Source organism: Mycobacterium timonense, from assembly GCF_025821985.1.
Taxonomy (GTDB): Bacteria; Actinomycetota; Actinomycetes; order Mycobacteriales; family Mycobacteriaceae; genus Mycobacterium; species Mycobacterium avium.
The window spans coordinates 323,787-348,469 of the sequence record NZ_JACKSY010000066.1 but is presented as its reverse complement, the minus strand read 5'-3'; the positions used below and the strand labels follow the sequence as shown (position 1 = coordinate 348,469).

At 67.0% G+C, this 24,683-nt stretch carries 29 protein-coding genes and 1 pseudogene; 21 read left to right on the top strand and 9 right to left on the bottom strand.

Annotated features, from left to right (window positions below; translation table 11 throughout):
• The 3 genes from H7I87_RS18335 to H7I87_RS18325 all read left to right on the top strand — a co-directional run.
• Positions 1–403: integrase core domain-containing protein (locus H7I87_RS18335; RefSeq protein WP_155729921.1), on the top strand; the 403-nt coding region annotated here is incomplete at its 5' end.
• A gap of 163 nt (positions 404–566) precedes the next feature.
• Complete coding sequence (locus H7I87_RS18330; protein ID WP_031344705.1) at positions 567–1,619, top strand: IS110 family RNA-guided transposase; 1,053 nt, start codon at positions 567–569, stop codon at positions 1,617–1,619.
• 314 nt (positions 1,620–1,933) lie between these two features.
• Positions 1,934–2,611: a Crp/Fnr family transcriptional regulator gene (locus H7I87_RS18325; RefSeq protein ID WP_023862071.1), complete on the top strand. Its 678-nt coding sequence runs from the start codon at positions 1,934–1,936 to the stop codon at positions 2,609–2,611.
• Here the strand turns inward: H7I87_RS18325 and H7I87_RS18320 are convergent.
• The 3 genes and pseudogenes from H7I87_RS18320 to H7I87_RS18310 all read right to left on the bottom strand — a co-directional run bounded on the left by H7I87_RS18320 (position 2,608) and on the right by H7I87_RS18310 (position 4,640).
• Positions 2,608–3,017: pseudogene (locus H7I87_RS18320) on the bottom strand (VOC family protein). The gene H7I87_RS18325 and the pseudogene H7I87_RS18320 sit on opposite strands and share 4 nt — an antisense overlap.
• Before the next feature lie 20 nt (positions 3,018–3,037).
• The gene (locus H7I87_RS18315) at positions 3,038–3,970 is read right to left on the bottom strand and encodes an alpha/beta fold hydrolase (protein ID WP_023864314.1); all 933 of its coding nucleotides are present in this window, start codon (positions 3,968–3,970) and stop codon (positions 3,038–3,040) included.
• Positions 3,971–4,061: 91 nt separating this feature from the next.
• Positions 4,062–4,640 (bottom strand): LysR substrate-binding domain-containing protein, encoded by a 579-nt coding sequence (locus H7I87_RS18310; protein WP_504928421.1) that lies wholly within the window; start codon positions 4,638–4,640, stop codon positions 4,062–4,064.
• On the opposite strand from H7I87_RS18310, the gene H7I87_RS18305 reads away from it, so the two are divergent.
• Complete coding sequence (locus H7I87_RS18305) at positions 4,597–4,884, top strand: SgcJ/EcaC family oxidoreductase (protein WP_504928422.1); 288 nt, start codon at positions 4,597–4,599, stop codon at positions 4,882–4,884. The genes H7I87_RS18310 and H7I87_RS18305 overlap by 44 nt on opposite strands.
• A gap of 8 nt (positions 4,885–4,892) precedes the next feature.
• Positions 4,893–5,459, top strand: coding sequence for an arsinothricin resistance N-acetyltransferase ArsN1 family B (locus H7I87_RS18300; RefSeq protein ID WP_009974289.1), 567 nt, complete (start codon positions 4,893–4,895; stop codon positions 5,457–5,459).
• A gap of 12 nt (positions 5,460–5,471) precedes the next feature.
• On the opposite strand, the gene H7I87_RS18295 is transcribed toward H7I87_RS18300, so the two are convergent.
• The gene (locus H7I87_RS18295) at positions 5,472–6,161 is read right to left on the bottom strand and encodes an Rv1363c family protein (protein ID WP_011723335.1); all 690 of its coding nucleotides are present in this window, start codon (positions 6,159–6,161) and stop codon (positions 5,472–5,474) included.
• Positions 6,152–6,775: a hypothetical protein gene (locus H7I87_RS18290; RefSeq protein ID WP_019731907.1), complete on the bottom strand. Its 624-nt coding sequence runs from the start codon at positions 6,773–6,775 to the stop codon at positions 6,152–6,154. Before H7I87_RS18290 ends, H7I87_RS18295 begins: the two co-directional genes overlap by 10 nt.
• Positions 6,776–7,087: 312 nt before the next feature.
• On the opposite strand from H7I87_RS18290, the gene H7I87_RS18285 reads away from it, so the two are divergent.
• From H7I87_RS18285 to H7I87_RS18225, 13 genes are all read left to right on the top strand, one after another.
• Complete coding sequence (locus H7I87_RS18285; protein WP_019731908.1) at positions 7,088–7,957, top strand: MlaE family ABC transporter permease; 870 nt, start codon at positions 7,088–7,090, stop codon at positions 7,955–7,957.
• 1 nt (position 7,958) lies between these two features.
• Entirely contained in the window at positions 7,959–8,816 is an 858-nt protein-coding gene (locus H7I87_RS18280) for an ABC transporter permease (protein ID WP_009974294.1), read from the top strand.
• Positions 8,817–10,364 (top strand): MlaD family protein, encoded by a 1,548-nt coding sequence (locus H7I87_RS18275; RefSeq protein ID WP_023862065.1) that lies wholly within the window; start codon positions 8,817–8,819, stop codon positions 10,362–10,364.
• Positions 10,361–11,440 (top strand): MCE family protein, encoded by a 1,080-nt coding sequence (locus H7I87_RS18270; RefSeq protein WP_019733187.1) that lies wholly within the window; start codon positions 10,361–10,363, stop codon positions 11,438–11,440. Before H7I87_RS18275 ends, H7I87_RS18270 begins: the two co-directional genes overlap by 4 nt.
• Complete coding sequence (locus H7I87_RS18265; protein WP_023862064.1) at positions 11,433–12,479, top strand: MCE family protein; 1,047 nt, start codon at positions 11,433–11,435, stop codon at positions 12,477–12,479. The genes H7I87_RS18270 and H7I87_RS18265 overlap by 8 nt, the downstream gene beginning before the upstream one ends.
• Entirely contained in the window at positions 12,476–13,591 is a 1,116-nt protein-coding gene (locus tag H7I87_RS18260; protein WP_003876028.1) for an MCE family protein, read from the top strand. The genes H7I87_RS18265 and H7I87_RS18260 overlap by 4 nt, the downstream gene beginning before the upstream one ends.
• Positions 13,592–13,593: 2 nt before the next feature.
• On the top strand, positions 13,594–14,826 hold the full coding sequence (locus tag H7I87_RS18255; RefSeq protein WP_011723340.1) for an MlaD family protein: 1,233 nt from the start codon (positions 13,594–13,596) through the stop codon (positions 14,824–14,826).
• Positions 14,823–16,073, top strand: coding sequence for an MlaD family protein (locus H7I87_RS18250; protein WP_011723341.1), 1,251 nt, complete (start codon positions 14,823–14,825; stop codon positions 16,071–16,073). The genes H7I87_RS18255 and H7I87_RS18250 overlap by 4 nt, the downstream gene beginning before the upstream one ends.
• Before the next feature lie 31 nt (positions 16,074–16,104).
• Positions 16,105–16,701 (top strand): Rv1363c family protein, encoded by a 597-nt coding sequence (locus tag H7I87_RS18245; protein WP_011723342.1) that lies wholly within the window; start codon positions 16,105–16,107, stop codon positions 16,699–16,701.
• 13 nt (positions 16,702–16,714) lie between these two features.
• On the top strand, positions 16,715–17,500 hold the full coding sequence (locus H7I87_RS18240; protein ID WP_011723343.1) for a mannan-binding family protein: 786 nt from the start codon (positions 16,715–16,717) through the stop codon (positions 17,498–17,500).
• A gap of 162 nt (positions 17,501–17,662) precedes the next feature.
• Positions 17,663–18,895: a TetR/AcrR family transcriptional regulator gene (locus H7I87_RS18235; protein ID WP_011723344.1), complete on the top strand. Its 1,233-nt coding sequence runs from the start codon at positions 17,663–17,665 to the stop codon at positions 18,893–18,895.
• A 207-nt stretch (positions 18,896–19,102) separates the two neighbouring features.
• Positions 19,103–19,327: a hypothetical protein gene (locus H7I87_RS18230; RefSeq protein ID WP_003876034.1), complete on the top strand. Its 225-nt coding sequence runs from the start codon at positions 19,103–19,105 to the stop codon at positions 19,325–19,327.
• A gap of 11 nt (positions 19,328–19,338) precedes the next feature.
• Complete coding sequence (locus H7I87_RS18225) at positions 19,339–19,683, top strand: hypothetical protein (protein ID WP_011723345.1); 345 nt, start codon at positions 19,339–19,341, stop codon at positions 19,681–19,683.
• Positions 19,684–19,738: 55 nt separating this feature from the next.
• On the opposite strand, the gene H7I87_RS18220 is transcribed toward H7I87_RS18225, so the two are convergent.
• The 3 genes from H7I87_RS18220 to H7I87_RS18210 form a co-directional block, all read right to left on the bottom strand.
• Complete coding sequence (locus H7I87_RS18220; protein WP_011723346.1) at positions 19,739–19,906, bottom strand: hypothetical protein; 168 nt, start codon at positions 19,904–19,906, stop codon at positions 19,739–19,741.
• A gap of 112 nt (positions 19,907–20,018) precedes the next feature.
• Complete coding sequence (locus H7I87_RS18215) at positions 20,019–20,807, bottom strand: hypothetical protein (RefSeq protein ID WP_011723347.1); 789 nt, start codon at positions 20,805–20,807, stop codon at positions 20,019–20,021.
• Positions 20,804–21,199: a hypothetical protein gene (locus tag H7I87_RS18210; RefSeq protein WP_003876889.1), complete on the bottom strand. Its 396-nt coding sequence runs from the start codon at positions 21,197–21,199 to the stop codon at positions 20,804–20,806. The genes H7I87_RS18215 and H7I87_RS18210 overlap by 4 nt, the downstream gene beginning before the upstream one ends.
• A gap of 98 nt (positions 21,200–21,297) precedes the next feature.
• Here H7I87_RS18210 and H7I87_RS18205 point away from each other — a divergent pair, with 98 nt between their 5' ends.
• From H7I87_RS18205 to H7I87_RS18195, 3 genes are read left to right on the top strand one after another with little or no spacing between them, the layout of a single operon-like run.
• Entirely contained in the window at positions 21,298–21,858 is a 561-nt protein-coding gene (locus H7I87_RS18205) for a hypothetical protein (protein ID WP_011723348.1), read from the top strand.
• 12 nt (positions 21,859–21,870) lie between these two features.
• On the top strand, positions 21,871–22,176 hold the full coding sequence (locus H7I87_RS18200; RefSeq protein WP_003876040.1) for a PE family protein: 306 nt from the start codon (positions 21,871–21,873) through the stop codon (positions 22,174–22,176).
• A 2-nt stretch (positions 22,177–22,178) separates the two neighbouring features.
• Positions 22,179–23,852, top strand: a complete 1,674-nt coding sequence (locus H7I87_RS18195) for a PPE family protein (RefSeq protein ID WP_011723349.1) — start codon at positions 22,179–22,181, stop codon at positions 23,850–23,852.
• 21 nt (positions 23,853–23,873) lie between these two features.
• Here H7I87_RS18195 and H7I87_RS18190 read toward each other — a convergent pair whose 3' ends face one another.
• On the bottom strand, positions 23,874–24,563 hold the full coding sequence (locus tag H7I87_RS18190; protein WP_031348204.1) for a class I SAM-dependent methyltransferase: 690 nt from the start codon (positions 24,561–24,563) through the stop codon (positions 23,874–23,876).
• Positions 24,564–24,683: the final 120 nt, after the last annotated feature.

The window sequence follows — 24,683 nt, the reverse complement described above, 5'->3', positions numbered from 1 at the left end:
CTGGGCCATCGATGAGCACCTGCGTACTGACCTGGTTGAGTCGGCGCTGTCGATGGCAGTCGCGCTGCGTGGCGAGCTGGCCGAGCAAGTCATCTTCCATGCCGACCGTGGCTGCCAGTACACCTCGGCACAGCTGGCGCGGTTCGCTCACCGGCACAATATGGCCCGCTCGGTCGGGCGCACCGGGGTGTGTTGGGACAATGCTGCAGCCGAATCATTTTGGGCCACACTAAAAGTCGAGTTCTACGACCGCCACCTATGGCCCAGTCGAGCTACGGCCAAGATCGCCGTCGGAGACTGGATCGAACGGGTCTACAACCGACGCCGCCGTCACTCGGCCCTCGGTATGATCAGCCCCGTCGACTACGAGAATAGATTCACTCAGACGGCACAAGCCGCCTAACCCTGTGTCCACCAAACGGGGTCAAGCCCANGGTCTACAACCGACGCCGCCGTCACTCGGCCCTCGGTATGATCAGCCCCGTCGACTACGAGAATAGATTCACTCAGACGGCACAAGCCGCCTAACCCTGTGTCCACCAAACGGGGTCAAGCCCACAACCACCATGGTTGTTGTTGGAGCCGATGTACACAAGCGCACGCATACCTTCGTTGCGGTCGATGAGGTGGGGCGCAAGCTCGGTGAGAAGGTCGTCGCGGCGACCACCGCGGGGCATGCCGAGGCGGTGATGTGGGCCCGGGAACGCTTTGGAACCGAGGTGGTGTGGGCGATCGAGGATTGCCGGCATTTGTCGGCCCGGTTGGAGCGTGACTTGATGGGCTTTGGCCAGGCGGTGGTGCGGGTGGCGCCGAAGTTGATGGCCCAAACTCGGGCGAGTGCACGCACGAGGGGTAAGTCTGACCCGATCGATGCGTTGGCGGTGGCGCGGGGATTTTTGCGGGAGCCTGATCTGCCGGTCGCTTCTCATGACGAGGTTTCGCGGGAATTGAAGTTGTTGGTGGATCGTCGCGAAGTCCTTGTGGCGCAACGCACTGCGACGATCAACCGGCTGTTGTGGCGGGTGCATGAACTCGATCCCGACCACGCACCTAAGGCTGGTTCGCTGGATCTGGCCAAGCATCGCCGCATCCTGGGTGAGTGGCTGGTCACGGTGCCCGGCCTGGTCGCCGAGCTCGCCCGTGACGAGCTGGCCGACATCACCCGGCTCACCGAGACCATCAACGCGTTGGCCAAACGGATTGGCGAGCGTGTCCGCGTTGTGGCCACGGTGCTGCTGTCTCTTCCTGGCTGCGCGGAGTTGACCGCGGCCAAACTCGTCGGGGAGGCCGCCGGAGTGACCCGTTTCAAAAGCGAGGCCGCTTTCGCCCGCCATGCCGGGGTGGCGCCGATTCCGGTGTGGTCGGGAAACACCGCTGGACGAGTCCGGATGACGCGCTCGGGCAACCGCCAACTCAACGCCGCTTTGCACCGCATCGCGGTTACCCAGATCCGTCTTGACGGCCTCGGGCAGACCTACTACCGGCACCGCATCGCCGTCAGTGGTTCCAAGACTGAAGCCCTGCGCTGCCTCAAACGCCGCCTGGCCCGTGTCGTCTTCAACCACCTACACACCGACCACCAAAACCGAATCCAGCCTTGCCAACCGGCAGCGGCTTGACATAGGAGAAACCCATGGCAGTGGAGCACGGTCGTGCACGGTGCCCGCGATGCATGGCATGGGCGCAGTACCGGTTTCTGTAACGCGAAGACAGTAAGCTCGAATATCAGGTTAGTTGCGATGAATGCGGCAACCATTACTCCGAGGTGACCGCCACGACGCCGGCCGCGTAGTCCTGTCCGCGCCGCCGTCGCACCTGCCGCATTACGGATGTTGCTACTCGTGTAAAGTCGAGGACTGCGAGCCAAGACGCCCCCTTCGGGGCAGCGCCTAGTGCGCGCAAACGCCGTGCGAAACGCGTTGAAAGGGGCGGCGTGGACGACATTGTGGCCCAGGCCACCATCTTCCAGGGAATCGACCCGGAGGCGGTCGCCGCGTTGTCGCGGCACCTGCAACACGTGTCCTTCTCGCGCCGGCGCACCGTCTTCGTCGAAGGCGAGCCGGGCGACGACCTCTACGTCATCGTGTCGGGCGCGGTGAAGATTCGCCATCAGACGGCGAACGGCCGCGAAACCGTCTTCGCGGTGTTAGGCCCTGGCGACGTGTTCGGTGAGCTCGCGCTCTTCGACCCGGGTCCCCGAACCTCGACGGTGATCACCCTGACCGAGGTCGAAGCCCTCCGGATGGACCGCAATGCCCTGCGGACGTGGATCATCGAACGGCCCGAAATCGCCGAGCAACTGCTGCGGGTGCTCGCGCGCCGGCTTCGGCACACGAACAACACCTTGTGCGACTTGATCTTCACCGACGTTCCTGCCCGGGTTGCGAAGCAAATCCTGGACCTGGCAATGCGATTCGGCACCGACAGCGGCGGCCCGGTGGGCGTCGAGCATCACCTCACCCAGAAGGAGCTCGCCCAACTGGTCGGCTCCTCGCGCGAAACGGTCAACAAGGCGCTTGCGGACTTCGCCCAGCGGGGGTGGATCCGCCAGCAGGGCAAGGCCCTGATCATCGACCAGCCCGCAAAACTGGCTCGGCGCGCTCGAGCCTAAACTGCCGGCGCCGGCAACGGCACCGGTCTCGGCATGAGCACGATCGTCCACCCGTCCGGGTCCAAGAAAGCGTCCGCTCCGTTGCGCCGCCACCACGGGTTGTCGAGCACGACTTCCTCGGCTCCGGCCTCTCGGCAGCGGGCGGCCACGGATTGCTGTTGGGCCGCCGACTCGAAGTAGGACACCAGCAGGTTTTCCTGGGTGGGCGCGGTGCCGTCGATCCCGTCGCGGTGGGCCACGAATTCGAGGTGGTATTGATCGCCGGGCAGGCCGAACATGACCACCGACCATTCGTCGTCGCCCGCAGAGTTTCGACGATCCGGTCGAGATGGGCGGTGGGTCGGGCGAACCGCACTTGCACCGCGGGAAGCTGCGCCGGCCAGGCGCCGGTGCTCGGCTCAACCATGTGGACTCCCTTCCCGCCCCTCAGGTGATCGACCAGAATTCCAGCAGCGTGCGCAGGGTCGCGACCAACGGCAGTGGTTGGTCCAGCATAGGGTGGTGCCCCGCTTGGGCCAACTCCACGAAGGGTCCTCGCAACTGGAGCAGGGAGCGGATCCGTTCTGCCATGGCAGGCGGCACCAAGCCCGCCTCACAGCGCAAATAGCCTACGCGGCAACGCATTGCGGTCAGCATGCTCTCCAGCGACTCTTCGTCGGCGGGCGTCGGCTGCAGGAACTCACCGCCGAAAATGGCCGGATCGAACTTCCACACCCATCCCGCGCTGGTCTTTCGAATCGACTCGGCCGCGATGTGCTCCCGAACGTAAGGCAGGATGAGCTCTTGCGAGGGAACGGCCGTGAAGCGGGCCAGGATCTCGTCCCGAGTCCGGTATTCGGTGTGCTTGCGCCGGCGCAGCCGCCCCGCCTCGGGCGCCCGCTCCCACAGCGGTGAGTCGATCACCAGCATGCTGTTGATCTTCGAGCTGTAATGCATTGCGGCCGTGGACACCACCCAGCCGCCCATGCTGTGGCCGACGATGGTCGGTCGCCCCGCGGGTCCGGAGGCGGCCGCTGCCGCCATCACTTCGCCGGCCCAGATGCGCAGGTCGTAGCTGTCGCGTGGGTCGCTGTCGCCGTGCCCGGACAGATCCGGCGCAATCACCCGGTGGGTGCGCGAAAAGAAGGGCGCGATGTGGTCCCACCACCCGGAGTGCGCTCCGCCGCCGTGCACGAGCACCACCGGAGGTTGATCTGCGGCTCCCCATACCCGCATCCGGATGCGGCAACCGTCGACTTCGACGTCACAGCGTTCGGGCTTTTGATCGAGCGCGGCGGTGAACCACGATGGCGTAGCCGGCATCTGGCGCGAACGGGAAAACAGTTCTTGACCCTCCCTGTTCGCCATGCAGGACAGCACGCCCCACGTACCACTTTAGCTGCAGCGGAACGTTTTCGGAAGAACGGCCCATCCTGCGGGCGCCCAGGGTTTTTGGGAGCGAAGGGCGGATTCAGGTTGCGGTGGCCAGCAAGTCGCGCACCGCGGTGTCGACGGTGCTCAGCAGCGCCGGATCGATGCCGGTGCGCCCGCGGACCAGGATGGACGCGTTGTTGGCCGGCGGCAGCCCCTCGGCCGGGCCGAGGCCGTCCGGGAACTTCCCGATCATGGGCAGCAGCGCCACCCCCAGCCCGGAGCGCACCGCTGCGTAGAGGCCGGACAGATCCCCGCACTCGGCGGCGATCTCGTAGTCGATACGGTGGCTGTCCAAGATCGCGAAGGCGGGCTCACGCAGCGTGCAAGGCTCGGAGAAGATCACCAGCGGCAGCGGGTCTTTCGGCGCGATGGTCAGCGTGCGCGCCGAAACCCATTGCAGGCGAACCAGTCCCGACGCGTTGGCCCGGTCCAGGCCGGCGCCGTCGAGCATGATCGCCACGTCGACCAATCCGCGGTCGATGGAGTCGGCCAGCGACACGTTGCGGTCGAGCCGGAAACGCACCCGGAGGTCGGGAAGGCGATCACGCAGTGCGCCCGACAGGCCGGCCAGCATGACGTCGGCGCCGTGCTCGGTGGCGCCGACGGTCAGGACCACCCAGGTCAGGTTTCTCACTCCCGACGCAGCGCTGATCCATGCCCATGCCGCGGTGGTGAAGACGCCGCGACAGCGCAATCGACGCAATGCACGGGTGAATACCAGTGTCGCCGTGCGGACCGACAATGGATGGCTGCTGGCGGCTTCGCAGAACACCACTCACCGGCGCGTCGCCGAAATGCTCTTGGCCAAGTTGTTTTTCCTGGGATCCGGCACCGATGGATTACCGTTGCTAAGGCAATGACACTACGAATGGCGACGTCGGACGACGCAGCGGCCGTCGCCGCGGTCTACCTGCCTTATGTGCGCGACACGGCCATTTCCTTCGAGACGCAGCAGCCGAGTGTGGAAGAAATGCGGTCGAGGCTGACCACCACCCTCGCGACATTGCCCTGGCTTGTCATCACGGACGGCCCACGCGTCAAGGGATATGCCTACGCCAGCCCGCACCGGGCACGTGAGGCGTATCGCTGGTCCGTGGACGTATCGCTGTACCTGGACGCATCGATACACCGCCAAGGACAAGGACGCCGGCTGTATACCGCGTTGCTGAATCTGCTTGGCGCACAGGGCTACATCAACGCCTATGCGGCCATCACCCTCCCCAACGCCGCCAGCGTCGGCTTGCATGAGGCGTTGGCCTTCAGACGCGTTGGCGTCTTCCCTCGGGTCGGATTCAAACAGCAACGGTGGTGGGACGTCGGTTGGTGGCATCGCCGATTGGCCGACCCGCCGGCAGTACCGGAGGAGCCGCGGCCGTGGACGCGACTACCCGCGCCGACGATCAATTCCGCGCTGGCGGTTCACCCCGCGCAATGACCGGGTCGGGCGTCACGGCAGCTCCACCTTGCTGGCCAGCCACCGGCCGTCCACCTTCTCCATGGTCATTTTGACCCGGCTGCGATCCAGTTGAGGCGCCGGCGCGGCGCCGTTGCTCACCGACTGATCGACGAACAACACAACCTCCACCTTGTCCTCGGTGGCGGAGCGCACCGCGGCGTCGACCACATTCCCGTGCGCCGCCGCCTTGTTGTCGATCAGCGTCTGGCGCAGCTGGGCACTTGATTTGGTGTACATGTCTTTGAACTCACCGGTGGACCCGTCGAGAACCTCGGCGAAGTTCTTGTCGATCGCGTTGGTGTCCACGCTTGTCAGCGCGAGGATGTATTTCTTCGCCGCATCGAGGGCTTGCGCCGCGGCCACGTCCTTCTGATGCTGCTCGAACAGCAGCCAGCCCTCGTATCCGGCGGTGGCGAGCACCGCCGCCAGGATGCCGGCGGCGATCGCACGAACGAGCTTGATGCGCCGTCTTTTTCGCGGCCGCGGCGGTTCACCCTCACCCTCGGCGGCTTTGTCGGTCTGTTCGCTCTGGTTAGGCGAGGCCTCGGCCACGTCGGGTTCGTCGGCCGGCGCGACCTCGTCGTCGGCGATGCCTTCCGCCGCGACGCGGAAGCGGCGCACCAACCAGGTTCCCCGGTTGCCGACGGTCTGCAGTGGTTTGCGGTCGTTCATCAGTTGCATGCGCCGGAGTCACGAAGCGCGTTCGCCCAGCCGGTGGCCGAGACGATGTTCGCGTGGGTAACGCCCGACGGATCCTTTCTCTTGATGCTGTCGCTGATCCGCGACAGCTGAAAAGCCAAGTGGGTCATGGATTCACCGCCGTATACCGGCGAATACGGCCCGAAGTTGTCGGGTTGGTTGGTGATGATCAACGGTTTGACCCGCGGGGTCAGAAAGGCCGTCGACCGGTCGATGTTGCCGACGACGGCGTCCGCATTCCGCTGCACCGCAGCGGCCGCATAGTCGTCGTGCTGGTCACCGAGATAGGTATTGAAGTCGTTGATCTGGCCCATCAGCGGGTCGAATTGGCTCTTGAACCACTGGCAGGAGTCCGACATGCCGGAGATCATCTCGGGCGTCACCCGAGAGGTGAAGGTGTTGTAGGGCCAGATGTCGAAGTTCGGCGACCAATCGCTCGGCGACGGCGTGAACAGCGGCAGCGGCGGGGGAGGCTGCCCCGGATCGGCGTGGGCGTGACCCGACAGCACGACAGCGGCGGCGAGCGCGGCGCCCGCCAGGCCGCTGCCTGCCCGTCGCAACCTCGTCAGAAACATCCCGCCTTCCCCCAGGAACACGATATCGTCCGGCCACCGAATATCGAAGCATCTACATTTGCGACAAATCATCATTAACATCGGCCGCGTGGAAGGCGATCTTCCCCCGAAGCGATCGCCACGTCAAGGCACCGCACCAGGTCTGTAACGGAGATGACCGTGGGTCATCACCAATTCAGCGCACGCGTCTCCGCAGCGCAGCCGCTGAGACCGACAACGAAGATCTTCCGCCGAAGCTGAGTAGCCGTTAACATATCCGCCCGTGGGGGCACAGCGAACGCTCAGTGACGAACACCGGCAGCCGCGAGTGGCTGCCCCGGGGCGCATCCGGCGATGACCGCCCAGGACGAGCGCGCGCTCGACGAGGACCGAGCACCCGACAGCGTGGCCACCATCCAGGAGTGGTCGGCCGGATATGTCGTGCGCCACCCGCTTGCCTCACTCAATACCCTTGGCGAGCAATACATTCTCGTGGTACGCACCGTCGAGTACTGCGTGGTCGATCTGTTCACCGGGCGCTTCCAATGGGCGGAATTCGTGCGCCAGGGCGCATTCATGGCGGCCACGGCGGTGTTGCCCACCGTGCTGGTGGCGCTGCCGATCGGCGTGACGCTGTCCATCCAGTTCGCCCTGCTGGCCAACCAGGTCGGTGCGACGTCGCTCGCCGGCGCAGCCAGTGGGCTCGCCGTGATCCGCCAGGCCGCCTCGCTGGTGGCCGCGGTGCTGATGGCGTCGGCCGTCGGCTCCGCCATCACCGCCGACCTAGGCTCGCGGACCATGCGTGAAGAGACCGACGCGATGGAGGTGATGGGCGTCTCGGTGATCCGCCGACTGGTGGTGCCGCGCTTCGCCGCGGCGATCATGGTCGGTGTCGCCCTGACCGGAATCACCTGCTTCGTCGGCTTTTTGGCCAGCTATCTGTTCAACGTGTATTTCCAGCGCGGCGCGCCGGGCAGTTTCGTGGCGACCTTCTCGTCCTTCGCCACCACCGAGGACATGATCGTCGCGCTGCTCAAGGCCGTGATCTACGGCGCGATCGTCGCGGTGATCGCCTGCCAGAAAGGCCTTTTCACCAAGGGCGGACCAGCGGGCGTGGCCAACTCGGTGAACGCGGCCGTGGTGGAGTCGATCCTGGTGCTGATGATCGTCAACGTCGGCATCAGCGAGTTGTACAACACGCTGTTCCCCAGGACCGGGTTGTGACATGACGGCCTCGACCTACATCCCCGGCCTGGCGCGACCGTTCGTCGGTGCCTATCGGGTCGCCGCCGCGCCCACCATGCGGCTGGGACACATGCTGGTCTTCTTCGTCCGGGCGGTGCTCGCGGTGCCCACCGTGCTGCGGCAATACCGGACCGAATTCCTGCGGTTGCTGTCCAACATCGCGTGGGGCAACGGCTCGATCGTGGTCGGCGGCGGTACCGCGGGCGTCGCGGTGGTGCTCGGCTTCACCGCCGGCGCGCTGGTGGCCGTCGAGGGATACAACTTCCTGAACTTGCTCGGGTTGGGCCCCGCGACCGGCATCATCTCGTCACTGGTCAACACCCGCGAACTGGCGCCGATCATGGCCTCGCTGGCCTTCGCGATGCAGGCCGGCTGCCGGTTCACCGCGCAACTCGGCGCCATGCGCATCGCCGAAGAGATCGACGCGCTGGAATCATTGGCCATCCGCCCCATCCCCTTCCTGGTCACGACGCGGCTGATGGCATCGGTGATCGCCGTCATTCCGCTCTACATCGCCTGCCTGGCGGTCACCTACCTGACCTGCCAGGTGGTGGCCAACATCATCAGCGGCGGATCCATCGGCCCGTACCTGCACTACTTCACGATGATGCTGAGCGCCAAGGACATCGCCTACTCGGTGCTCAAATGCGTGGTATTCGTCTGGCTCTCCTCCACCGTGCAGTGCTACTACGGGTTCTACGCCGCCGGCGGCCCCGAGGGTGTGGGAGTAGCCGCCGGGCATGCGATGCGGGCCAGCATCACCGTCGTGATCATGGTCAACATGTTGCTCACCATGGCGTTGTGGAGCATCGACGCGGGCGCGAGATTCGGTGGCTGAATGGCGAATTCGTTAGACTTCGACGGCCGCGGCCCCACCGACCACCAGCTGCTGGCCCTGGGGGCGACGGTGCTGCTGATCGCCGGGCTGATCACCGGCGGCCTGCTGCTGAAGTCCACCGGGCGGCTCAACGACTACATCCGCGTGGTCGCCGAGCTGACCAACGTGGGTGACGGGCTGCCGGCCCGGTCCGACGTCAAGTATCACGGGCTGCTCGTCGGCGCGGTCGACAACGTCATTCCCGCGGCCTACGGCAAGCCCAACTACGTGCACATCAACCTGAAACCCGAATACGCCCAGGATATTCCGAGCGCGGTGACGGCGCGGGTGGTTCCCAGCAACGTGTTCGCGGTGTCGTCGGTGCAACTCGTCGACGGCGCGCCGGGCCCCAGCATCCGCAACGGTGCGCGCATCCCCGAAGACCTGCAGCTGTCGACGGTGATCTTCCAGACCACCATCAGCAAGCTGCGTGACATCCTGGCCGCCACCGGGCGGGGCCGCGAAGACCACAGCGTCGGCATCCTGGCCGCCGTCGCCGCGGCCACGAACAACCGGCGCGGCCCGCTGCTCACCGCCGGTGCACAGTTGACCCGGGTGCTCGACGAGCTCAACGCCATCGTCGCCACCGACCCCGGGCCGTCCACGGTCTCGGCGCTGCTGGACGCTACCCGCGGGTTGCAGTCCACCGCGCCGGACCTGGTCGACGTCCTGCACGACGCGGTCAGACCGATGCAGACCCTGGTCGAGAAGCGCGAGCAGTTCCGGTCGCTGGTCACCGGCTCCTACCACACCTTCAGCGTCAACCGGCAGGCCTTCGACAACCACACCGACCAGCTGATCGAGATGACGCAGAATCTCACCCCGGTCCTCGGCGTCTTCGCGATGAACAGCGACAAATTCGTGCCCATCTTCACCAGGCTGAATCGTCTGTCCGACAAGTTCTTTCAAGAGGTATGGGATCCCGAGCTCGACACCGGGAACATGCGCGTCAATCTGGCGTTGACACCCACCTACACCTACACCCGGGCCGACTGCCCGCGATATGGCCAGCTGCAGGGGCCCAGTTGTTTCACCGCGCCGACGATCGCGGTGCGGCCGGACCTGCCCGAGGTGCTGCTACCGCAGAACTACCACCCACCCACGGATCTGGCGCCGCCGCCGGGCACCCAGATCGGACCCGACGGCAACCTGGTGGCGACCGGCCCTCCGCTGTACAACCCGAATCCCAGCCTGGCCGACCCCAACCCGCCCTTGCCGTGGTGGCCGTGGCAGATCGGTCCCGCGCCCCGGGTGCCGGGCACCGCCGACCCCGACGACGCGCCGCCGCCGGCGCCCCCGCCGAGCCCGGCCCCGCCGGGTCCGGTCGCACCAGCGGCGTACGGCGGCAACGTCGGTCCCGTTGGTAGCCAACGCGAACGCGACCAGCTGGGTCTGATCACCGGCCAGGGCCGGCCGGCGTCCGTGGCGACGCAGCTGCTCCTGGGGCCGGTGGCGCGCGGCAGCGCGGTCTCCCTGCAGCTACGGCCGGCGACGGGTGGACCGACATGAGGGTGCGCGGACCGCTGATCGGCCTATCGCTGTTCATGGCGATTGCCATCGCCGTGACCTGGATGGTGTATGCCACCCTGCGGCGCGATGTGGCCGGCCCCACCACGCCGTACGCGGCGATGTTCACCGACGTGTACGGGCTACGGGTGGGCGACGACGTCCGGATGGCCGGCGTGCGTGTCGGCCGGGTCGAAAAGGTGGAACTGGCCGGGAAATTGGCGAAGGTGTCGTTCATCGTCGAAAACGACCAGCGTTTGTACGGCAATACCGTAGCCTCGGTGACCTACCAGAACATCATCGGGCAGCGGTATCTGGGGCTGTCGCTCGGCGAAAGCGGAAGCAGGACAACGCTGTCCGCGGGCAGTGTGATACCGGTGCAGCAGACCGATCCCTCCTTCGACGTCGGCAAGCTGCTCAACGGCTTCGAGCCGCTGTTCACCTTGCTCAACCCCAAAGACGCCGACGACCTGACCAAGGGTGTCCTGCAATCCTTACAAGGCGACCAGGCCTCCATTCCGTTGCTGGTGGAACAGACGTCGACGATCACCAAGACCTTGTCGGCGCGCGACCAGTCGCTGGGCGATCTGATCAGCAGCCTGACCAGAGTCACCGACACCGTCGCCCGGCAGAACGACGACCTCGACCAGGCCCTGAACCAAACACGGGACGCGGTGGCCAATTTCGACGACCGCCGCGCGGCACTGCAGGACGACGTGGGCTCGATCGCCCGGGTGACCCGGCGGCTGTCGGCGATCGCCGACGACGTCGACCCGTCGCTGAACGAACTGATAACCCGGGAGCCGGGATTCAGCAAGCACCTGGTCGGGATCGAGCCCCAGCTGGCGTTCACCGGAGACAACCTGCCGTTGCTGCTCAAGGGATTTGCCCGCGCCGTCAGTGAGGGCTCCTACGGCAACGCCTACGCGTGCGACCTGAACGCCACCGGATTCTTCCCAGGACTCAACGACATCACCACCTTCATCGTCAACGCGGCCACGCCCGGCAACGCGTATCCGATCACCACGAAAAACCTGGGGTGGCACACCCCGCGATGCAGGAACATGGCCAATGGCTGACACACGCAAACTGCGGTGGCTGCGACGGCGCCCGCTGGAGTCCTACAACCGGACATGGCTCGGGCTGGCCGGGCTGGTGGTGGTCGCCGTCCTGGTCGCGGTGTCGCTGGGAATCAAGTTGCTCGGCGTCGGATACAGCCACTACACCGCCGAATTCCTGCAAGCCGCAACGCTGCGGCCCGGCAACCCCATCACCGTCGCCGGCATCGAGGTCGGGCACGTCACCAGCATGAAACTCGCCGGCGATCACGTCGAGGCCGGTCTGAGCGTGCGCGACAACGTGCCGCTGGGCAAGGACACCCGAGCGGTGATCAAGGTCATGACCATCCTCGGGTCGCGTTATCTGGAGTTGGTGCCCGACGGCCCGGGTTCCCTACCAGCCAACACGATCCCGCTCGCCCACACCGAGGTGCCCTACGACCTGCAGTCGCTGCTGGAGGACGCCACCACCACCTTCGAGCAGGTCGACTCCGACCAGTTCGCGCAGTCACTGGCCGTGCTGGGCAAACAACTCGGCGGGGTGCCGCCGCTGGTACCTCAGGCCGTCGCAAACCTGCAGACGTTGTCGACGATCACCGCGGACCGGCGCGGCCAGCTGGGTGCGCTGCTGAAAAGCACTCAGCGCGTGGTCAATACGCTTCGCAATCAGCAGAGCAACATCGGGCATCTGATGGATCAGGGTCAGGATCTGCTCGGCCACCTGGTGGCGCGACAGGCCACCTTCCACGCCATGTTCGCGGCGCTGACCGAACTCGTGGACCAACTCGACAAGATCGTCGTCAACAACCGGCCGATGCTCGACGAGTTGTTCGCGAACCTGCACCAGCTGACCAACATGGTCGGCCAGCACGACGACCTGGTGCGCAACATCCTGCAGGTCGCCCCGGTGACGCTGCGGGGCCTGACCAACGCCACCGGCTACGGCCCGGTCGTCGAGTTCAACCTGCCCAATGGGCTGGCCATCGACTCCTGGATGTGCGCAATCAGCGGCCGGGCCAAGGAATTCAACATGATCCAGTACTTCAAGGACTGCAAATGACGTCCCGGCGACGCAAACTCATCGCCCTGGCTGCCGCCGCCGCGGCGCTGGCCGCCGTCGCCATCGGGGTGGTTGGCCACTACGTCAAGGCCCGCCTCGACACCATGACAGTGACGGCCCAATTCGACAGCGCCGCAGGCCTGTACGAGGGCAATGTCGTGGCGGTGCTCGGCATGCCGGTGGGCAAGGTCAGCAAGGTCACGTCCAAGGGCAGTTATGTGGAGGCCGAGCTGACGGTGGACAAGAAGGTGAAGATTCCTGCGGCGGTCCGCGCCGTCACCATCAGCACCTCGATCCTCACCGACCGCCAGGTGGAACTGACGCCGCCGTATCGCGGCGGGCCGGTGCTGAAGAACCACGACACCATCGGGCTCACCCGGACCAAGACGCCGGTCGCCTTCGACCGGGTGCTCGACATGCTCGACAAGGTGTCCAAATCGCTCAAGGGCGACGGCAAAGGCGGCGGGCCGATCGCCGACGTGAGCGACGCGGCGGTGGCCATCACCGACGGGAACGGCAAGAAGATCCTGGCCGCCCTCGATGAGCTTTCCAAGGCGCTGCGCCTCAGCTCCGAGCGGGGCGTCACCACCCGCGAGCAGCTGACCACCATCATCACCGACCTCAGCTCGATCACCGAGGCCGCCGCGCGCAACGACGCCAAGGTGCGCGAATTCGGTTCCACCACACGCCAGCTCAGCCAGATCCTGGCCGACGAGAAGTTCGGCACCGGCGCCACCGGTCGCACCATCAACCGCATCCTGGAAGAGGTCACCACGCTGATGGAGAACAACCGGGACAACCTCAAACAGGCCGTCCGCAACGGCGACACCGCCGCCAAGACACTCGTCGACGATCAGCGCGGCGTGGCCGAGCTGCTCGACGTGCTGCCGCTGACCCTGGAAAACCTCTACAACACCGTCGACCAGAACAACGGCGCGATCCGGGTGCACGGCCTGCTCGACAAGGCGCTCACCGACAGCCAGTCCGCCAAGGAGCTGTGCAATCTGATGCATCTGCGCCAATTAGGTTGCAGCACCGGCACGTTGCAGGACTACGGCCCCGACTTCGGGCTGACCTACATACTCGACGGTCTTTCGGCGATGGGGCAGTAGCGATGAAGGCAGGCAAGCGCAAGGCATTGGCGGTGGCGTGCAGCGCGGTCATGGCCAGCTCGGGTTGCGCCACCAACGGACTGGCCAGCCTGCCGCTGCCGGCACCGGGGATCGGCTCGGGCGGATACCTGCTCAACGCCGTCTTCTCCAACGCGCTGAACCTGCCCGCCCACGCGAAGGTCAAACTCGCCGGCGCCGATGTGGGGCAGCTCGAATCGATGGTCGCGCGCAACTACACCGCGGTGACCACTCTGCGCATCATGGACGGTGTCCGGGTCCCCGTCGGCAGCACCGCGGAACTGCGTTCGGCCACCCCGCTCGGGGACGTGTTCGTCGCGATCAAGCCACCCGTCCCGGCCGATCCCAGCGCCCCGCTGCTCAAGGCCGGCGACACCATCGGGCTGCCGGCCACCCGCGCCGCCGCCACCGTGGAAAGCGTGCTCAGCTCGGCGGCCCTGCTCGTCAACGGCGGCGCGGTCCGCAACTTCACCAACATCGTCAACGGAGCCGGCAAGGCAACCGGCGACCAGGGCCGCGCCTTCGGCGACCTGATCAACCGGACCAATTCGCTGCTGACCAAGCTCAATGCCCGCTCCGACCAAATCGACGCCGCAGTCACCGAAACGGCGGCGCTGGCCGACCGATTGGACGCCAAGAACCAGGCGATCACCGACGTGCTGCGGGCCGTCGGCCCCGCCACCGACGTGCTGTCCGGCAACGCCGACGACATCGCCGACGTGGTCGACGAACTCGGGGCCACCACCCGCCAGCTCTCCAAATTCCCGTCGATCGCCGGCACCGACAAGACCGGCCGCAGCGTCATTAAGGACGCCAACGCCATCGCCGCCGCCTGGAACGACGTAGTGTTGAGCCCCGACACCAGCCTGGCCGGCCTGAACCGGCTGATCCCGCCGTTCGTGAAAGCCACGCCCAGCCAAGCCATCTCGGTCCGCGGCAGCTTCGACCGGCTGGTACTCGGGTCCCGCCCCGGCACCGGCGCCGAGACCGGGGGATTCAAGGGTGATCCGGCCTTCCACGGGCCGATGCGCCGCGACTGGAACTACCTGATCGGCTCGATCAAGTACGTGTTGTGGCGGCTACAGGAACGGGTGGTGGGCCGCGGGCCGCAAACCCCGATGGGCCAGAGCCCGTGGACGCCGTCCGGTCCGCCGCTGCCGCCGGCCCCCGCCGGGCAGGCGCCCCCGGATCCCATGGTCCCGGAGCCACCGCGGTGATCGACACCCTCGGCCGTCTCGTCGTCGGCGTAGTGAAAGCCGGCCACCGCCAACGGACCTGGCTGTCCGGGCTCGCCCTGCTGGTCACGCTCGTGGTCGGCGGGGCCTACCTGGCGCTCGGCGCCCTGCGGGTCAACCCGCTGGAGTCGACCTACCAGGTCACCATCCGGCTGCCCGAATCCGGCGGACTGCTGGCCAACCAGGACGTGTCCGTCCGCGGCATCCGGGTCGGGCGGATCACATCGCTGCGACCGATCCCCAGCGGTGTCGAGGTCGTCGCCAACATCAACGCGCACACCAAGATTCCCGCATCCAGCCCGGTGCGGGTGTCCGGGTTGTCCCCCGCGGGCGAGCAGTACATCGACTTCGAGCCCACCTCCAACACCGGCCCGTTCCTGTCGAACGGCAGCGTGATCGGCCCGCAACACACCACCACGCCCATTCCGCTCTCGCAGGTGCTGGCCGACGCCGACGGGCTGATTGCCCAGACCGACCCGAAGAAACTCGAAATCGTCAAGCGGGAGCTGAGTTTGAGCAACCAAGGCCCGCAAAAACTCACCGACATCATCGACGGATCCACCTTCCTGCTCTCCACCATGGACCCGGTGCTGCCGCAGACGGTCAGCATGCTCAAGACCAGCCGCGTCGTGCTGATGACCCTCTCCGACAAGAACGCCGGCCTCTCGGTCGCCGCCCGCAACGTCGGCGACCTGATGGCCGGTGTGAACAAGATGGACCGCGGCTACCGCCGACTCGTCGACCAGACCCCGCATGCGTTGTCCACGGTGGACAACCTGTTCGACGACAATTCCGACACCATGGTCGGGCTGCTGGCCAACCTGGTCACCACCGCGCGGGTCGTCTACCTGCGGGTCCCGGCGCTCAACGCGGTCTTCCCCAACTACCGCGGGTCCACGCTCGAGGCGTTGATGACCACCATGCACGAACATGGGCTGTGGGCCACCGCCGACATCTACCCTCGCTACACCTGCGACTACGGCACCCCCCGGCGCCCGTCGTCATCGGCGGACTACCCTGAACCGTTCCTGTACACCTACTGCCGAGACGACGACCCACAGGTGCTGGTCCGCGGGGCCAAGAATGCGCCTCGCCCGGGCGGCGACGACACCGCGGGGCCGCCCCCCGGCGCGGATCTCGGTCAAACCACCGACCCAACACCCAAGGGCCGCTTCACCATTCCGACGCCCTACGGCGGGCCGGTGCTGCCCATCGAGCCGCCGCACTGAACCCACCTCAAGACCGCAAGGAGACACCAGCGTGACCGTCACCGCCGACCAGGAACGCGCCACCGCCGACGATGTCGAGCAGCCGCCCGACGATGACCGAAAAGCCACGGCGGACCGCACCGAATCTCAGCCGAAAACCGCGGCGCGGCAATGGAAACGGTACGGTCGCGCCGCGCTCGTCGTCGCCGTCTACGCGGGCGCGTTCGGCCTGGCCGGGGGGCTGGGCTGGAAACTGTGGGACCAGCGTGCGGTGGCCCAGGCCGGGCAGGCGGCGCAGCGCACCGCGGTCGACTATGCCCAGGTGCTGACGAGCATCGACGCCAACCAGGTGGACCAGAACTTCGCGGCCGTGCTCGGCGGAGCCACCGGCGAGTTCAAAGACACCTACACCAAAGCCAGTGTGCAGCTTCGGCAATTGCTCATCGACAACAAGGCCACGGCGCACGGCACGGTGGTGGACTCGGCGATCCAATCCCAGAGCAGGAACAGGGTGGTGGTGTTGCTGATGGTGGACCAGACGGTCAGCAATACGGTGCGACCCGACGGCCGCGTCGACCGCAGCCGGATGAAGATCACCATGGAAAATGTCGGCGGCCGCTGGCTGGCCAGCAAAGTCGAACTGCCGTAAGGCGTTTCGGGCGATGCGCATCTTCCAGTTCTCGGTCGGCGCGGCGGCGGTGACGATGGCGGCGCTCACCGCACCCGTGGCGTCGGCGTCGGCGCAGTCGTTCTGCGGCGATCTCGGCGGCGATTGGGACGGGCAGTACTGCCACACCTCGGTGCTGTCGGAACGAAAAGCCGTCCGCGACATCAAGATGGCGATGCCCGGCGATCTGATCGACAACCCGACCAGCGGCCCGCCGATTCGCCAATATCTGCGCACCCTGATGACCAACTGGCGTAGCAAGGGCGCCTCGATGGTCCAGGACAGCTGGGGCGAGGAGAACTTTCAGGTCTTCGGACACGGCCCGGCCCAAAGCGTGGTATTCCACGAGGACTACCACGCCGACGGTCCGGCCTTCAACAACGCCTACCGCACCTTCACCTTCGACATGGCTAACGGCAGGCAGCTACAGCTGGCCGACATCACCAAACCCGGTGTGGACCCGTTGGCCGCCATCCCGCCGTTGGCCGAACCGTTCATCCAGGAGGCCCTCGACCGCGCCGCATGGCAGCACTCGCCGGGAACGTATCCGTTCACCGTCGATCGTTGGACACCGGACAAGGTGTTCTCGGGCGGCTACAAGGCGTGGGCGCTGACGCCCGACGAGCTGATCCTGTACCTGCCGGATTACCCGGTCGGCCACGACTCCCCGATCCAGTACGGGCAATCCGAGCAGTGGTCGATGGACGGAGGCACCGCCCAGCCGCACATCCCACTCGGCGTGCTTGCCCCGGTGCTGCGGCCGGAATTCGGCGGGGCGTAACGGGGTCGGCCGGCCAGTGACCTCGGATATCACGCTGCGCCCAACCGGGTGCGCTCGGTTCACCGGCTGCGCCCGGCCGGCCGTCCACCAATCGCCCGGTCAGCGGCTGCTGCGGCTACGGTGATCTGTATGCCATCGGCCAGCCGAGCGTCCGCGGATCCGGTGAAGCGGCGCCCGAAGGACCGCAAGGTCCAGATCGCCCGGGCCGCCACCGACGCGTTCAGCGAGCTCGGTTACCACGCGGTCAGCATGGAGAACATCGCGGCGCGGGTTGGCATCTCGGCCGCCGCCCTGTACCGGCATTCCCAGGGCAAATACGACTTGTTCCGTGAGGTCTTCCTGGCGCTGGGCCAGCAACTGGTGGACGCCACGGCGTTCGCCGACGACCTGCCCGCCGACGCCGATCCGGGGGAAACCCTGAGCGCCCTCACCACCGCGCTGATCGACACCACCATCGTCAACCGCACCGCCGGCGGGCTCTATCGCTGGGAGGGTCGCTATCTGCGCGGCGACGACCAGCGCAAGTTGGCCGAGCAGATCAAGGTGATCAACCGGCGGCTGCAGCGTCCGCTGATCAAGCTCCGGCCGAAACTCACGTCGCGGCAACGCTGGATCCTGTCGGCGGCCACCCTGAGCGTCATCGGCAGCATCACCGACCACCGGTCCCGGCTCGGCAACGCCGAGATCCGCGCGACGCTGAGCGACATCGCCGCCGCCGTGCTGAAGGCCGAGCTGCCGACACAGCGGGGCCGCGGCTCCGAACCGGCGCGGGCGCCGACGCTGACCAGCGCCGCCGGCAGCTACGAACTGCTGCTGCACGAATCGATGCGGCTGTTCAACGAGCGCGGCTACCGGGAAACCGGGATGGAAGACATTGCCGCGGCGGTCGGCATCCCGGTTGCCAGCATCTACCAATACTTTCCGGGGAAGGCCGCGATCCTGGCGGTCTACTACCGGCGCGCCGCCGACCAGCTCTCCGCCGACCTGTCCAGCATCCTGGCCACCAGCAGCGACCCGGAGCAGGCGCTGGCGCGCCTCATCGAGGCCTACGTCACGCGGTCCTTCGCCAACCCCGAGCTGGCGTGCGTGTACTACACCGAGCGGCACAACCTGCCGGAGACAGACGCGGTGCTGCTCTACAACATTCAGCGCTCCACCGTCGAATCCTGGGCCCGGCTCGCCGTGGCGGCCAGACCGGAACTGACCCTGGGCCGCGCCCGCTACGCCGTGCACGCCGCGTTCGCCCTGGCGGTGGACATCGGCCGGCTGGTTTACCCCAACACCGGCGCGCCCGCCAGCACCACGGTTCGGCGGCTGATGGAGGTCACCGTGCTGGGACGACCCGCGGCCGCATCGCGCGACGGACTTCGCGGCGCCGGCCGGCAACGCCGCTGATAGGTTGGCGAACCACGCTCCACTTTTCGGCCGGCTCAGGCGCGCGGCGGCAACGCCTGTTCCCGGACCGCCCATGCGGCCCCGCATCTTCGGTTGCACCGGGCCGATGGCACGGGTGACAAGTATCCCCGGGGTACTACCGGACTGTGCGAACGGCGATTAACATAATTGCCGTCCAGTCCGCAGCGCCCGCGGGAAGGCAGGCCCATGCTCAGCACGATTCGCAAAGTCCTGGACTATCAGTTGACCATCGCCGAACTGCTGGGCCTGGGCATCCTGCTGGGGACGCCGTACCTGATCGTCGGCGTCATCTGGTCGAGCACCCACACGGCGCATCTGCACGACATGCACGGGGTCGATCTAGTGGTGTCGTTCCTGGGTTCGATCGTGTCCTGGCCGGTGCTGCTGTTCGCCAACGTGTGCATGACCTAGGGGGTGGCGTGATGCACCGCGGTCCGCTGATCGTCTTCGCGGCCGTGGTGTGCCTGGCCGGCGGCCTGCTGGCGCTGCGGTTCCCGGTCTTCATCGATGCCTACGATCAGTTCGGCCTGCAGGTCAAGTGCGGCAGCGGCTTCACGACGGAGCTGACCCAGGCGTCAAGCGCGGTCGGCCCGGCGGGCACCAACTACGTTGATCAATGCGGTAGCGCGCTGATGGTGCGACGGCTGTGGGCCATTCCGACCGCGGTTCTGGGCGGGATGGCGCTGACCTGGCAGGCGGCCGCGGCGCTTGCCCATGACCACCGGCGGCCGGCGCCGTCACAATCCGCGGCGCAATCCCCATCCTGAGTCCGACGCCTTGTTAGACGGATCAAACACGTTGCGAATGACTGGCTTTCGCGGACTATCGTGTGCTCTCGTCGGGAAGGTCGTGCCGAGATTGGTGCAATCCCGGGCCGTCCGGATCTTCGTCCTGGTGATCGAGTTGTTCCTGCAGCTTGCGCTGTTCCTCGGTTGCCTTCTGAGCGTCCTCGGGCCTAGCGGGCGGGTCGGAGCTGACTTGCTGATCCACCGAGATCTCCTCTGAACGTCTGCACTGCCTCCAATCAGGATCTCCCGAATGACGGGCCCCGAAACCCGGCGAATGCCGTCGAAGCCGAGCGCCCTGCTCACGGTGCGTGGAGTCAGTATTGCTTGACCACCGCGCGCGGTGCCGTTCGCCATGTCCTACCGCCGTTGTCCTGTTGGCGCGGCGGCTCGAGGAGCAAGACGGCGAGCCCGTCGAGCAACACCGGGCGTACCCAGTCGCCCAGTTCGATCACCTCGCCGGAACGGGGCTGACGGTACATGGCGTCGCGGGCGAGATCGATGGGCGCCGTGGCGAAAACCGTCTCCACGGTGGCCCGGTCGGGCAGCTCGCGGATGCCGGGCAACGTGATGAACAGCCCGTCGTTGCCGGACAAATGCAGTCCGACCGCCGCGAGCGCGCCGGTCATGCCCTCCCGGGTGCCTCCGTGACCGGACAGATGCACACCCACCGCCGCGGCGAGTTCGCGGCCTTCGTTGGGATGCAACACTTCTCGCTTAGCGCGGCGTCCGAATTCGATCAGGCGCGGCGCGGCGCCGGCGAGTTCGCCCGGAACGACGACGGCCAGCCCGGGGTCCGCATCGGGAGGGCATACCCGTTCGAGGAATCGCCCGGCGAGTTCGATGATCCCGGTTCGCGCTGCGTGTGGATCGCCGTCGGGGCTCCGCCAGGCCAGGCAGGCGCTCGAGTTATGGGACGTATACGGGATCCGGTCGTCGACCAGCAGCTGATGACGCGTGGCGCCCGCCGGGGAGCCGAGGCCCGCCGCCTGCAACTCGTGCAGCAGGGCCCGGGCCCGCCGGCCCGTGCCGGGCGTATAGGGATTATCGGTGTCGTCGATGCCGATCAGCAGGTCCACATCGGCCAGCGCGGCCCGGCCGGTCATGGATTGATCACCAGGTCGGTCACATCGCGAACCCACTGATCACGGCCGAGTTTTGCGCCGGTGAGCTTGAGTGTGTCGCGTTTGGTGAAGCCGAGAATGGTCCGATCATCGAGCTCGGCCGCCGTCAGGGACTGGGCCGGGTCGCGGCCTTCCACCCGCACCCGGACGACGCCGGTCGCGCCCGCGGCATTGAGGATCGAACGCACGCTGGGTCCCTTCTGGATTTGTGCGCCGTGTGATTGCGGCGTCTCGACCTCCACCTGAGGGAGCTGCTGAAGCTGCGAGATGGTGAATCGTTGCAGCACGTGCTGGTTCTCCTGCACGACCAGTTGCAGCCCGCCCGACCCGCCGCATGCGACGAGCCCGGCGCTCACGACCAGAACCGCAACCACCCGAGCCACCCGTCTATTTCTGCGCATTTACGGATCCCATCCTGTGAATACGCCGTAAATACGGATAAGTGTAGGTCCTGGCCGCTTATGATCCCCGCATGACCGTGATGCAGCGACCGGCGGGCGGGCTCACTGGCGTCCGGGAGGTGGCGTTCCCCCTGCTCGCGGTCGGCATCATCGTCGCCTGCACCGACGTCCGGATTCCGCTGGCTCTGCCGGGACACCGCGGGTTGGTCTGGCTGACCATGCTGGCGGCGGTTGCGCTGGTGACGGCACGGCGCGAGACGGTGCTCGCGGTCGGTGCGGCGTCATCGATCGCGGCGTTGCCGGTGCACGGGTTGACCGATCCGTTGTGGAGCAGTCGCTATGTGGCCGCCGCCGTGTTGCTGTATGCCGTGGCTTCCCTTCCCGCGGTGCGGACGCGCCGGTGGATACTCGCGGTCGCAGCCGCGCCCGTTCACCTTGTGGCGCTTGCCAGTTCGGTCTTGACGTGGCAGTCCGGAGCCAACCTGTCAGCCTGGGCATCGCACGGGATGCTCGAGCGGGGGGGCTGGCATCTGGTTTTCGGGTTCGTCGCCGGCCTGCTCGCCTGGGTGGTGGCGCTTGGTCTGGGTCGCCCGCCGTCGGTGCAGGTCGGCGCATATGGAAGGCGATACTAAGGAGCGGCCGCTATGACGCTGCGAGTTATTCCCGAGGGCCTGGCCGCGACGAGTGCGGCGGTCGACGCGATCACCGCTCAACTGGCGGCCGTGCATGCGGCCGCGGCCCCGGTGGTCTCGGTGGTGGTTCCACCGGCAGCCGACCCCGTATCGCTGGCCGCCGCCGCGGTGTTCAGTGAACGTGGCAGCCAGCATTCGGCCGCGGCGACCAAGGGTGTTGAAGTGTTGGGGCGGGCCGGGTTGGGGGTGAGTCTGGCCGGCGTCAACTATGTCGCCGGCGATGCGGCGTCCGCGTCGACCTACCTGAGCGCGGGCTGACGATGACCGCGCCGGTGTGGATGGCCCTTCCGCCAGAGGTGCACTCGACGCTGCTGAGCAGCGGCCCGGGGCCCGGCCCGCTGCTCGCGGCCGCAGCAACCTGGACGGGGTTGAGCACCCAATATGATTCGGCGGCAACCGAATTGACGGCCGTGCTGACCGGCTCCATGCCGGTCTGGGACGGCCCGACCGCCGACAGGTACGTGGCCGCGCACATGCCATATCTGGCATGGCTCCAGCTTGCCGGCGCGTTGAGCGCCGAAGCGGCCGCCCAACATCAGGGGGTGGCCACCGCGTACACCGCCGCGCTGGCCGCGATGCCGACGCTGCCGGAGCTGGCCGCCAACCATGCGACCCACGCGGCCTTGGTGGCGACGAATTTCTTTGGGGTCAACACGATTCCGATCGCGGTCAACGAGGCCGACTACGCGCGGATGTGGACTCAGGCGGCCACCACCATGACCACCTATCAGGCGACGACCGAAGCCGTGCAAATGACCAGCGTCGCCGGGTCGGGCACCGGAGGGAAGGCCGGCAGCGGCAGCGGGTCCGGAACGGGAGCGGGCACGGGGACCGGAACGGGCACCGGCACTGGGACCGGGACCGGAACCGGCACCGGTACGGGAGCCGGAAGTGGCACCGGCGGTGGGACCGGCGCCGGTGGCGGCGGCGGTACGGGTTCCTTTCAGCTGCCCACCCCAGAAGAGATCTGGGAGATGCTGTTCGGGCCCGACGGTGAGCAGATCCCCGGTCAGGGCCAGCCGAACTGGAGCCCGTCGGAGTACCTGCAGAATCTCGGGAATTTCTTCAACGGCAACGCTCAGGCCGTGGCCTGGCTCCAGCAGAACCTTTCGGGCCTGCTCAACCCGTCCCAGTTCCCGGCGCTGATCAACTATTTCATCGCGTGGCAGACCTACCGGATCATCAACTGGACCATCCGAACACTGCGGTTCATCCTCCAAGAATTGCCGCTGCTGCTGCAGGTCGGCTTGAGCCTGTCCATCACCAGCCTGGGAGGGCTGGCCGGACTGGCGGGCCTGGCAGGGTTGGCCGGATTGGCCGCTCCGGCGAGCGCCCCGGCGCCCGCTGCCATGCCGCAGCCCGCCGGGATGGGCGCGCAACCGCCGGTGGTGTCGGCCGCTCCGGCGATGGCTCCGATGGCCCCGACCAGCCCGGTAGCACCGGCGACATCGGCGGTGTCCACCCCTGCGCCCGTAGCCTCCGCGATTGCCCCGCCGGCGACCCCGCCCGTACCCCCGGCCCCGGTGACCGGAGCCGAGGGTTTCGGCTACATGGTGGGCAGCTTCGGGCTCGGCATGGACTCGAAGGCGCAAACCCGGGCCAGAAGCGCGCTAGCCGCCGGGCGGCCGGCGGCCTCGAGCGCCGGCGCTGCGGCGGTCGAGCAGGAGCAGGGACGCACCCGCCGGCGTCCACGATCGGTCATCGACCCCGGATACCGCTACGAATTCATCGAGGGCGACGACGAAGTAGTAGCGGTCGCATCGGCAGCACAGGACCGGTACCGGCCGTCGGACTCCGGCGGGTCGATACAGGGCTTCGCCGGCACGCTGCCCAAGTCGGGCGTGCGCGCTTCGGGCCTGAACACGTTGGCCGGCAACGAATCCGGCGACGGCGCCCGGATACCGATGCTGCCGGAGAGCTGGGACGGCCCGTAAGCCGCGCGCTCCGTGGTGCGGTCAGCCGAGGTGCGCCGACAGCAACCAGGCGCCCACGGACTTACGTCCGTTGTCCTCGTCGCGAATGTCGGCGCCGGCGAATGCCTCGAAGGCGGCCAGGAAGTTCTCCGGCACGTTGGCGTGAATGCGCGCCGGCCGGATTTCGTCGATCACCCAGTACTTGCCGACCACCTCGCGCAGCTCGTCCTCGGTGACCGCGTTGACCGGGCCCTCGGCCGGCATCGCGTTGCGGTCGAAGACCAGGACGAAGTACGACGCCCCCGGCGCGGCGGCCTGCACGATCGATCGCTGATAGCCCTCGCGCAGCTCGACGGGCATCGAATGGAACAGGGTGCTGTCCACGATGGTGCCGAAACGACCGTCGTAGCCGGTGAAGTCGCTGATGTCGGCGACCTCGAAGCTGGCGCTGGTCAGGCCGCGACGGGCGGCCTTCTCACGCGCCAGCTTGATCGCGGTGGGCGATTGGTCCAGGCCCACCGTGGTGAACCCGCGCTCCGCCAGGTACAGCGAGACCGCGGCCTCGCCACACCCGGCGTCCAGCACGTCGCCGTGGAACTTGCCGGCCTCGATGAGGGCCGCGATCTCGGGCTGCGGTTCGCCGATGCTCCACGGCGGCCGGGCGCCCTCGCCCATCTCGGGTGACTCGCCCCGGTAGGCCGCTTCGAACATCTCGTGCGTTGGTTGAGACATGCCCACTTTATATCAACCAGCCTGATATATGTCAACGCGCCTGATATATGGTGCAAGGCTGTTGCGCCCGAGCCGTGACCGAAACGGCAACCAGTTAGCTGATTTAAGCGATTGGCTTTC

What these genes read in the sequence shown, in the direction of transcription:
- H7I87_RS18330 (WP_031344705.1), top strand. Translation starts at nt 567, where the DNA reads ATGGTTGTTGTTGGAGCCGATGTACACAAGCGCACGCATACCTTCGTT.
- H7I87_RS18305 (WP_504928422.1), top strand. Translation starts at nt 4,597, where the DNA reads ATGACGTCGGCGCCGTGCTCGGTGGCGCCGACGGTCAGGACCACCCAG.
- H7I87_RS18300 (WP_009974289.1), top strand. Translation starts at nt 4,893, where the DNA reads ATGGCGACGTCGGACGACGCAGCGGCCGTCGCCGCGGTCTACCTGCCT.
- H7I87_RS18295 (WP_011723335.1), bottom strand. Translation starts at nt 6,161, where the DNA reads ATGCAACTGATGAACGACCGCAAACCACTGCAGACCGTCGGCAACCGG.
- H7I87_RS18285 (WP_019731908.1), top strand. Translation starts at nt 7,088, where the DNA reads ATGACCGCCCAGGACGAGCGCGCGCTCGACGAGGACCGAGCACCCGAC.
- H7I87_RS18280 (WP_009974294.1), top strand. Translation starts at nt 7,959, where the DNA reads ATGACGGCCTCGACCTACATCCCCGGCCTGGCGCGACCGTTCGTCGGT.
- H7I87_RS18275 (WP_023862065.1), top strand. Translation starts at nt 8,817, where the DNA reads ATGGCGAATTCGTTAGACTTCGACGGCCGCGGCCCCACCGACCACCAG.
- H7I87_RS18270 (WP_019733187.1), top strand. Translation starts at nt 10,361, where the DNA reads ATGAGGGTGCGCGGACCGCTGATCGGCCTATCGCTGTTCATGGCGATT.
- H7I87_RS18265 (WP_023862064.1), top strand. Translation starts at nt 11,433, where the DNA reads ATGGCTGACACACGCAAACTGCGGTGGCTGCGACGGCGCCCGCTGGAG.
- H7I87_RS18260 (WP_003876028.1), top strand. Translation starts at nt 12,476, where the DNA reads ATGACGTCCCGGCGACGCAAACTCATCGCCCTGGCTGCCGCCGCCGCG.
- H7I87_RS18255 (WP_011723340.1), top strand. Translation starts at nt 13,594, where the DNA reads ATGAAGGCAGGCAAGCGCAAGGCATTGGCGGTGGCGTGCAGCGCGGTC.
- H7I87_RS18240 (WP_011723343.1), top strand. Translation starts at nt 16,715, where the DNA reads ATGCGCATCTTCCAGTTCTCGGTCGGCGCGGCGGCGGTGACGATGGCG.
- H7I87_RS18230 (WP_003876034.1), top strand. Translation starts at nt 19,103, where the DNA reads ATGCTCAGCACGATTCGCAAAGTCCTGGACTATCAGTTGACCATCGCC.
- H7I87_RS18225 (WP_011723345.1), top strand. Translation starts at nt 19,339, where the DNA reads ATGCACCGCGGTCCGCTGATCGTCTTCGCGGCCGTGGTGTGCCTGGCC.
- H7I87_RS18215 (WP_011723347.1), bottom strand. Translation starts at nt 20,807, where the DNA reads ATGACCGGCCGGGCCGCGCTGGCCGATGTGGACCTGCTGATCGGCATC.
- H7I87_RS18205 (WP_011723348.1), top strand. Translation starts at nt 21,298, where the DNA reads ATGACCGTGATGCAGCGACCGGCGGGCGGGCTCACTGGCGTCCGGGAG.
- H7I87_RS18200 (WP_003876040.1), top strand. Translation starts at nt 21,871, where the DNA reads ATGACGCTGCGAGTTATTCCCGAGGGCCTGGCCGCGACGAGTGCGGCG.
- H7I87_RS18195 (WP_011723349.1), top strand. Translation starts at nt 22,179, where the DNA reads ATGACCGCGCCGGTGTGGATGGCCCTTCCGCCAGAGGTGCACTCGACG.
- H7I87_RS18190 (WP_031348204.1), bottom strand. Translation starts at nt 24,563, where the DNA reads ATGTCTCAACCAACGCACGAGATGTTCGAAGCGGCCTACCGGGGCGAG.